The organism is Mesorhizobium sp. M7A.F.Ca.US.005.03.1.1 (genome assembly GCF_003997975.1).
Taxonomy (GTDB): domain Bacteria; phylum Pseudomonadota; class Alphaproteobacteria; order Rhizobiales; family Rhizobiaceae; genus Mesorhizobium; species Mesorhizobium ciceri.
In genome coordinates this window covers 12,761-17,760 of record NZ_RZRO01000032.1, presented here as the reverse complement: position 1 = coordinate 17,760, position 5,000 = coordinate 12,761, and the positions used below count along the sequence as shown (strand labels likewise).

The following is a 5,000-nucleotide window of genomic DNA, read 5'->3' as shown; positions in this document are numbered from 1 at the left end:
TCTCGACCCGCTCGGTGCCCCGCTGTGGAAAAGTCGACGGCCGAGACAATGGTCGCGGATACCCGCAATGAAATTCCGGGCGATCGCCGGCGACGCACGTCCGGCTAGGTCATCGTAGAGTTGCTCCAGCTCCGACTCCGCCTTGGAGTGGAAGACAATCCGATACTCCATCCCCTACTTGGCTTTCGCCTGCTTGGAGCGATGACGCGCCTCCAGCCGGGAGAAGACCGTGTCGGCAGGGATGCCCTTCATCGGATCCTGCCGGAGTTCAGCCAGGCGCCCTGGTATCTCCTCGCGCAGCCATTTCTCTCGCTCCGCCTCGAAATCCTCGAGCATGCGCAGGCCCGCGCGGACAACCTCGCTGGCATTGTTGTAGCGGCCTGATTCGAGCTGCTTCCTGATGAAGCTCTCGTAGTGGTCATTCAAAGCGTAATTTGGCATTGGCAACCTCCTGCGGGGAGCGATCCCGAATCTGGCGCCGATTCGGCCACGCCTTACCTCGCGTGACTCATCCGCAGAGAATCGCCCTTCGCTTTGATTCGGCATGATCGAGGCATCGCTTCAACGCCCCCAGGCCGCTCGACCAACGGCACTTGCGGCTATTGCGGCGTGACACACCGGCCGCCGGCGCGATCGAGGATTCACATGCAGGTCGATATTCGCGGTCATCAGTCATTGTCATGGTCGAGGGTGGCCACAAAAGCCGGCTGAATAGAACACCACCCCGACCAAATTCATTTCGTATTTGACTGCAAATCATCACCGGCATCACCGATGCCTGGCACGAGGATCGGATGGCTTTGTCTTTTCCGCCTCCGATTCGGTTGATCCGGCCATGGCGGCGGCCTGGCGCTTCACTTGCCAGTCCCCCAAACGCAAACGGCCCGCGGGCTGCGGGCTGTTTTGTTGAGGCTTTGTTTGTTGTCGTACCTTGTCGGCTGAGTCCTCTTGTGCGCCGAGGACTGCCGCTTGCGGGCACCATTGTCCCTTGAACGCGAACAGCCCGCCGGCTGATGCCAGGCGGGCTGTTGCTTAGTGAAGTTTGGTTTGCGGGACGGGATCTGGTTCTTTTGTCCCGCAGCTTCGGCTTCGCTTTCGGGGGCCTGAGCCTGGGCAGATCGATGGCCACCCCAGCCGCATATCAAAACGGCGCGCGGGCATTTGTGGCTGGCGGGCTGTTTTTGATGTTGGTTTTGGGGAGAGGATTTGCGTTTTCTGTCTGGCGGCTTGGCTTGGCTGGTTGCGGGCGCCTGATGACAGGCCGGCAGCACAGCACAGCACAAAACAAAAGAGCCCGCACGATGGCGGGCCTTTTTGAATTTGGTTGCGGGGACAGGATTTGAACCTGTGACCTTCAGGTTATGAGCCTGACGAGCTACCGGGCTGCTCCACCCCGCGTCAATTTTTGTGTAAGCCGAGGCCTACAGATAGGTATATGGCTGACCAAATGAAAGGGCCGCTTACGCGGCACGTGATCCCTTGGCGGGCCATTTCATAAAGAGAAGATTTTTCTCCATCCGATTTGGATGTGAGATCAACGTGCGTTTGGCAGACCTGGCAGCGACCTACTCTCCCGCGTCTTGAGACGAAGTACCATCAGCGCTGGAGCGTTTCACGGCCGAGTTCGGAATGGGATCGGGTGCAGCCGCTCCGCCATAACCACCAGGTCGGCAAAACGCACGTTGTTCGAGAAGCTTTTGAGCGAAGGGCACAAAGAGACATCGGCAGCGGGGCTGTCGGGTGCCTCTCGGGGCTGTTCGCTGGTCTTTGTGTGCCTTTACGGTTCTTGGTCTGGCGCCTTTCGAAGCGAAGCTTCGCAAGGTCGACCGTCGGCGCTGATGCGCCGCACTCACGTAGCGCCGCCCGCAGGGCGGAACAAGCGTGAGTGAGAACAGACCATCTGACTTTGTCAGATGGGCATAAGGAATGAGAACGATCAAGCCGATCGAACTATTAGTACCGGTAAGCTTCAAGCGTTGCCGCTCTTCCACACCCGGCCTATCAACGTGGTCGTCTTCCACGGTTCTCAGGGAATACTCGTTTTAAGGTGGGTTTCCCGCTTAGATGCCTTCAGCGGTTATCCCGTCCGGATATAGCTACCCTGCTATGCGGCTGGCGCCACAACAGGTCCACCAGAGATCCGTCCATCCCGGTCCTCTCGTACTAGGGACAGATCCTTTCAATATTCCTACACCCACGGCAGATAGGGACCGAACTGTCTCACGACGTTCTGAACCCAACTCACGTACCGCTTTAAATGGCGAACAGCCATACCCTTGGGACCTGCTCCAGCCCCAGGATGCGATGAGTCGACATCGAGGTGCCAAACAACCCCGTCGATATGGACTCTTGGGGGTCATCAGCCTGTTATCCCCGGCGTACCTTTTATCCGTTGAGCGATGGCCCTTCCACGCGGGACCACCGGATCACTATGACCGACTTTCGTCTCTGCTCGACTTGTCAGTCTCGCAGTCAGGCAGGCTTATGCCATTGCACTCAGCGAACGATTTCCGACCGTTCTGAGCCCACCATCGCGCGCCTCCGTTACTCTTTAGGAGGCGACCGCCCCAGTCAAACTACCCACCATACATTGTCCCGGACCCGGATAACGGGCCGCGGTTAGACATCCATAGTAATAAGGGTGGTATTTCAAGGGTGGCTCCACCTGAGCTGGCGCCCAGGCTTCAAAGCCTACCACCTATCCTACACATGCCACTACGAATGCCAATGTAAAGCTATAGTAAAGGTGCACGGGGTCTTTCCGTCTAACCGCAGGAACCCCGCATCTTCACGGGGAATTCAATTTCACTGAGTCTATGCTGGAGACAGCGGGGAAGTCGTTACGCCATTCGTGCAGGTCGGAACTTACCCGACAAGGAATTTCGCTACCTTAGGACCGTTATAGTTACGGCCGCCGTTTACTGGGGCTTCGATTCAGAGCTTGCACCCCTCCTCTTAACCTTCCAGCACCGGGCAGGCGTCAGACCCTATACGTCGTCTTGCGACTTCGCAGAGCCCTGTGTTTTTGATAAACAGTCGCTACCCCCTGGTCTGTGCCACCCTCCTCTACTTGCGTAGAAAAGGGTCACGCTTCTTCCGAAGTTACGCGTGCAATTTGCCGAGTTCCTTCAGCATAGTTCTCTCAAGCGCCTTGGTATACTCTACCAGACCACCAGTGTCGGTTTCGGGTACGGTTTATAAGGAGGAGCTATTTCCTGGAACCACGCAGCAGCCCGTTCAATCCGATAAGATTGGACTACCTCAATGATCCGTCACTACCTCCAAGCCCACGAATATTAACGTGGTTCCCATCGACTACGCGTTTCCGCCTCGTCTTAGGGGCCGGCTAACCCTGCTCAGATTAGCTTTAAGCAGGAACCCTTGGTCTTTCGGCGGGGGAGTCTCTCACTCCCCTTACGTTACTCATGTCAGCATTCGCACTTCTGATACCTCCACCACCCCTCACGGGTATGGCTTCATCAGCTTACAGAACGCTCCGCTACCGCTTGGCCCTTGCGGACCAAACCCTAAGCTTCGGTGTATGGCTTTAGCCCCGTTACATTTTCGGCGCAAAGACCCTTATTTAGACCAGTGAGCTGTTACGCTTTCTTTAAATGATGGCTGCTTCTAAGCCAACATCCTGGTTGTTTTGGGATCCTCACATCCTTTCCCACTTAGCCATAACTTGGGGACCTTAGCTGTAGGTCAGGGTTGTTTCCCTTTTCACGACGGACGTTAGCACCCGCCGTGTGTCTGCCGACTAGTACTCCCAGGTATTCGGAGTTTGGTTAGGTTTGGTAATCCGGTGAGGACCCCTAGCCCATCCAGTGCTCTACCCCCTGGGGTATTCGGTCGACGCTCTACCTAAATAGATTTCGCGGAGAACCAGCTATTTCCGAGTTTGATTGGCCTTTCACCCCTAGCCACAAGTCATCCCGAACTATTGCAACAGTTATGGGTTCGGTCCTCCAGTAAGTGTTACCTTACCTTCAACCTGCTCATGGCTAGATCACTCGGTTTCGGGTCTAATGCGACGAACTGAACGCCCTGTTCAGACTCGCTTTCGCTGCGCCTACACCTAGCGGTTTAAGCTTGCTCGTCACACTAAGTCGCTGACCCATTATACAAAAGGTACGTGGTCACCCAGGACGAACCTTGGGCTTCCACTGTTTGTAGGCAATCGGTTTCAGGTACTCTTTCACTCCCCTTGTCGGGGTGCTTTTCACCTTTCCCTCACGGTACTAGTTCGCTATCGGTCATGCACGAGTACTTAGGCTTGGAGGGTGGTCCCCCCAATTTCAGACAGGATTTCACGTGTCCCGCCTTACTCGAGGACGATTGATTGCATTACGCGTACGGGGCTGTCACCCACTATGGCCCTACTTTCCAGAAGGTTCCGCTTGTCTCTCAATCGCCACTGGCCTGGTCCGGGTTCGCTCGCCACTACTTCCGGAGTCTCGGTTGATGTCCTTTCCTACGGGTACTTAGATGTTTCAGTTCCCCGCGTTCGCCACTTTACCCCTATGTATTCAGGGTAAGTTACCTATTATCGATACTTGGAAACCACAGCAGCAATCCGGCCTTGCGACCTTCTGGCTGCTCTGATTTTCCAAGTACCTTAGGTGGGTTTCCCCATTCGGAAATCTACGGATCAAAGGGTATTCGCACCTCCCCGTAGCTTATCGCAGCGTATCACGTCCTTCATCGCCTGTGCATGCCAAGGCATCCACCAATTGCCCTTAAGACACTTGATCGTTCTCATTGCCAATGCCCATCCGCGCAATCCCGAAGGGATTGTCGCTTCAGCCTTCCCCTTACGGAGTTGGCATCCACGCAATTCCAAAGGAATTGTCGCCTGAAGCAGATCCTGTGCGGGATCAAACTTCGATGTCATTGGCACAAAAAGACCAGCTTCTCGAGATCGGTTCGAGGGTGCGGTTAGGCAAGCCCATCATATGCGGGAGATTGAGCGTCTCCCGCGACAAATCACGGCATTACTG

Annotated in this window: 1 protein-coding gene, 1 tRNA gene, 2 rRNA genes and 1 pseudogene (1 of these 5 cut by a window edge); all 5 read right to left on the bottom strand. The window is 55.7% G+C overall.

Features of this window, described 5'->3' with window-relative positions:
• Window positions 1-171: pseudogene (locus EN990_RS15560) on the bottom strand (type II toxin-antitoxin system RelE/ParE family toxin); it reaches 140 nt to the left of the window's first position.
• A gap of 3 nt (window positions 172-174) precedes the next feature.
• Complete coding sequence (locus tag EN990_RS15555) at window positions 175-441, bottom strand: type II toxin-antitoxin system ParD family antitoxin (RefSeq protein WP_027163779.1); 267 nt, start codon at window positions 439-441, stop codon at window positions 175-177.
• 880 nt (window positions 442-1,321) lie between these two features.
• Window positions 1,322-1,398, bottom strand: a tRNA-Met gene (locus EN990_RS15550).
• 154 nt (window positions 1,399-1,552) lie between these two features.
• Window positions 1,553-1,667: ribosomal RNA gene (gene rrf, locus EN990_RS15545) — 5S ribosomal RNA — on the bottom strand.
• A 265-nt stretch (window positions 1,668-1,932) separates the two neighbouring features.
• Window positions 1,933-4,754, bottom strand: a 23S ribosomal RNA gene (locus tag EN990_RS15540).
• Between the last annotated feature and the right edge of the window lie 246 nt (window positions 4,755-5,000).